Source organism: Kitasatospora sp. NPDC091257 (genome assembly GCF_044757675.1).
In the GTDB taxonomy this organism is placed as follows: Bacteria; Actinomycetota; Actinomycetes; order Streptomycetales; family Streptomycetaceae; genus Kitasatospora; species Kitasatospora lactacystinica.
The window spans coordinates 1-3,569 of record NZ_JBIVVI010000963.1 but is presented as its reverse complement, the minus strand read 5'-3'; the positions used below and the strand labels follow the sequence as shown (position 1 = coordinate 3,569).

Genomic DNA, 3,569 nt, shown 5'->3' with positions numbered 1-3,569 from the left:
GGGGCTCTCGTCGCCGAGCGCCCGGATCACCCGCACCCGCTGCTCGTCCGGTCCGCCGACCCGCTCCACGCCCCCGGGGGCCGCGCCGCCGCCCCCGTTCCCGAGCACCGGCGTGCCGCCCGTCGCCGCCGCCTGCTCGTCCAGCGGCAGGTACAGCGTGAACCGGCTGCCCTGCCCCGCCGCGGAGCGGACGGTGATGGCGCCGCCGAGCAGCCGGGCGAGCTCCCGGCTGATCGACAGGCCGAGGCCGGTGCCGCCGTAGCGCCGCGCGGTGGAGCCGTCGGCCTGCTGGAAGGCTCCGAAGATGGTGTCCAGGTGGGCCGGGTCGATGCCGATCCCGCTGTCGTCGACGTGGAAGGCCACCGCGGCGGGCGCGCGCCCGAGTCCGGGCGGCAGCTCGGCCTCCTCGACGCGTTCGATCCGCAGCTCGACCCGGCCGGTGTCGGTGAACTTGACGGCGTTGGAGAGCAGGTTGTGCAGCACCTGGCGCAGCCGCGCCTGATCGGTGACGATCCGTTCCGGCACGGCCCGGTCGACGGCCACCTCGAAGGCGAGCCCCTTCTGGTCGGCCAGCGGCCGGAAGCCGGACTCCACGTACTCCAGCAGTTCGCGCACCGCGAAGGGCTCGATGGACAGGTCCATCTTCCCGGCCTCCACCTTGGAGAGGTCCAGGATGTCGTTGATGAGCTGGAGCAGGTCGGTGCCGGCCGAGTGGATGACGCCCGCGTACTCGACCTGTTTGGGGGTGAGGTTGCCGCCGCTGTTCTCGGCGAGCAGTTGGGCGAGGATGAGCAGGCTGTTCAGCGGGGTGCGCAGCTCGTGGCTCATGTTGGCCAGGAACTCCGACTTGTACATCGAGGTCCGGGTCAACTCCTGCGCCCTTTCCTCCAGTTCCTGGCGGGCCTGCTCGATCTCCAGGTTCTTCGCCTCGATGTCCCGGTTGCGCTGGGCGAGCAGCGCGGCCTTGTCCTCCAGTTCGGCGTTGGAGCGGCGCAGTTCCTCCTGTCCTTCCTGCAACTCCTGGGACTGGGACTGGAGTTCGGCGGTGAGCCGCTGGGACTCGCCGAGCAGCTCGTCGGTGCGCGCGTTGGCCAGCAGGTTGCCGAGGTTGACCCCGCAGGCCTCGGCGAACTGGGTCAGGAAGTCGCGGTGGACCTGGGTGAACGGGTGGACCGAGGCGAACTCCAGCACGCCGATCAGCCACTCCTCCAGGGCGATCGGCAGGACGACCAGTGAGCGGGCGTCGGCGCCGCCCGCGCCGGAGGAGACGGTGGCGTAGCCGGGCGGCAGGTCGTCCACGGCGACGGTCCGCCGGGTCCGGGCGGCCTGGCCGACCAGGGACTCCCCCAGCCGCAGCCGCCGCTGCTCCCCGGCCGGGCGGCCGTAGGCGCTGATCAGGGCCAGTTCGGTGCCGTCCGCGCCCTCCTCGGCGAGGAAGAACGCGCCGTACTGGGCGCCGACCAGCGGGGTCAGCTCGTCGGTGATCATCCCGGCGACGGCGCGGATGTCCCGCCGGGCCTGGATGGCGGCGGAGAAGCGGGCCAGGTTGCTCTTGAGCCAGTCCTGCTCCTGGTTGGCCAGGGTGGTCTCACGCAGCGATCCGACCATCGCGTTGATGTTGTCCTTGAGGTCGGCGACCTCGCCGGAGGCGTCCACGCTGATCGAGCGGGTCAGGTCTCCGGCCGCGACGGCGCTGGTGACCTCGGCGATGGCGCGGACCTGCCGGGTGAGGTTGCCGGCCAGCTCGTTGACGTTCTCGGTGAGCCGCTTCCAGGTGCCGGAGACGCCCTCCACCCGGGCCTGCCCGCCGAGCCGGCCCTCGCTGCCGACCTCCCGGGCCACCCTGGTCACCTCGGCGGCGAACGAGGACAGCTGGTCGACCATCGTGTTGACGGTGGTCTTGAGCTCCAGGATCTCGCCGCGCGCGTCCACGTCGATCTTGCGGGTCAGGTCGCCGTCGGCGACGGCGGTGGTGACCTGGGCGATGTTGCGCACCTGGCTGGTCAGGTTGTGCGCCATGAAGTTGACGTTGTCGGTGAGGTCCTTCCAGGTCCCGGCGACGTTGGGCACCCGGGCCTGGCCGCCCAGGATGCCCTCGGTGCCGACCTCGCGGGCGACCCTGGTGACCTCGTCGGCGAAGGCGGACAGCGTGTCCACCATGGTGTTGATGGCCGCGGCGAGGGCCGCGACCTCGCCCTCGGCCTCGACGGTGATCTTCCGGGAGAGGTCGCCGCGCGCCACCGCGGTCGCCACCTCGGACATCGAGCGGACCTGGCCGGTCAGGTTGGAGGCCATCACGTTGACGTTGTCGGTGAGGTCCTTCCACGTCCCGGAGACCCCCCGCACGGTGGCCTGGCCGCCCAGGTTCCCGGCGGTGCCGACCTCCCGGGCGACCCTGGTCACCTCGTCCGCGAAGGAGGACAGCTGGTCGACCATCGTGTTGATGGTCTCCTTCAGCTCCAGGATCTCGCCGCGCGCGTCGACCCGGATCTTCTGGGTCAGATCGCCCTCCGCGACGGCGGTGGTCACCTCGGCGATCGAACGGACCTGGGCGGTGAGGTTGTCGGCCATGACGTTGACGGACTCGGTGAGCGCCCGCCAGGTGCCGGAGACGTCCCGGACGTCCGCCTGGCCGCCGAGCCGGCCCTCGGTGCCGACCTCCCGGGCGACCCTGGTCACCTCGTCCGCGAAGGAGGACAGCTGGTCGACCATCGTGTTGATGGTCGTCTTGAGTTCCAGGATCTCCCCGCGGGCGGCGACCGAGATCTTCTGGGTGAGGTCCCCCTCGGCCACGGCGGTCGCCACCTGGGCGATGTTGCGCACCTGCCAGGTCAGGTTGCCCGCCATCGCGTTCACCGAGTCGGTCAGGTCGCGCCACGTCCCGGCGACGCCCGGCACCTGCGCCTGGCCGCCGAGCCGGCCCTCGGTGCCCACCTCCCGGGCCACCCTGGTCACCTCGTCCGCGAACGAGGACAGGGTGTCCACCATGGTGTTGACGGTGCTCTTGAGCTCCAGGATCTCGCCGCGCGCGTCCACCTCGATCTTCTGGGTGAGGTCACCGCGCGCCACCGCCGTGGTGACCTGGGCGATGTTGCGCACCTGCCAGGTCAGGTTGCCGGCCATCGCGTTCACCGAGTCGGTCAGCTCCAGCCAGGTCCCGGTCGCGTCCGGTACCTGCGCCTGGCCGCCGAGCCGCCCGTCGCTGCCGACCTCCCGGGCCACCCTGGTCACCTCGGAGGTCACCCGGGCCAGCTGGTCGGCCATGCCGTTGAAGACCTCGGCGATCTCCCCCAGCACCCCCGGCCGGTCCGGGGCGAGCCGGATCCGGAAGTCCCCGTCGCGCACGGCCGTCAGCCCGGCGAGCAGTTGCCGCAGCGCCTGCTCGGCCGGATCGGCCGCGGGGGCTGCGGCTACCGGGTGCTCGTCCATCCGCCCACCGTCCGGATCGCTCGCACGGCCGGGGTGCGCCGTCCGGGCACCTCGGACCCCAGGGCGACGGGCTGCCGCCCTGCTCCCACTGTGCCACCGCGGGCCGGGGGCGACACTCGGGGCGGATGCGCCCGGGGCAG

At 72.1% G+C, this 3,569-nt stretch carries 1 protein-coding gene; it reads right to left on the bottom strand.

The genetic code is table 11. The features are described from left to right. On the bottom strand, window positions 1-3,429 hold a 3,429-nt coding region (locus ACIQOV_RS32795; protein ID WP_401054365.1), incomplete at its 3' end, for a HAMP domain-containing protein. Between the last annotated feature and the right edge of the window lie 140 nt (window positions 3,430-3,569).